The organism is Xenorhabdus entomophaga, assembly GCF_037996725.1.
GTDB classification, from domain to species: domain Bacteria; phylum Pseudomonadota; class Gammaproteobacteria; order Enterobacterales; family Enterobacteriaceae; genus Xenorhabdus; species Xenorhabdus khoisanae.
In genome coordinates this window covers 1-323 of sequence record NZ_JBBMXH010000403.1, presented here as the reverse complement: position 1 = coordinate 323, position 323 = coordinate 1, and the positions used below count along the sequence as shown (strand labels likewise).

Sequence of the window (323 nt, the reverse complement as noted above, 5' to 3'; positions counted from 1 at the left end):
GCGAAGGCTATCTCATTATTAAGTTGCTTCAGGAAGGTTCAGGGAAATGTATCGTTGAGGCGTTTCCCCGCCGTGAAATCGGGATGCCGGTTGGCTGGGCAAGATTGCGCTCGCGGGGAATGAACATCACCGTAAAAAACAGCCTGTTGCCTGTTTTGGCTGAACATCTGCAACGCAGTGGTGATCGCTGTGAATGGGTGGTGACCCAGAAAGCAGGCTGGCACTGCGGGGCTTATGTGATGCCGGACGGTGAAATCATCGGTCAGCCTTATATGCCTGTCGCGTTCAGTGGTGGCACATCCGCCATTGCTGGTTATGTGGTC

Annotated in this window: 1 pseudogene; it reads left to right on the top strand. The window is 53.9% G+C overall.

What is annotated here, in order from left to right:
* Positions 1 to 323: pseudogene (locus AAC854_RS23400) on the top strand (DUF927 domain-containing protein); the annotation flags it as partial.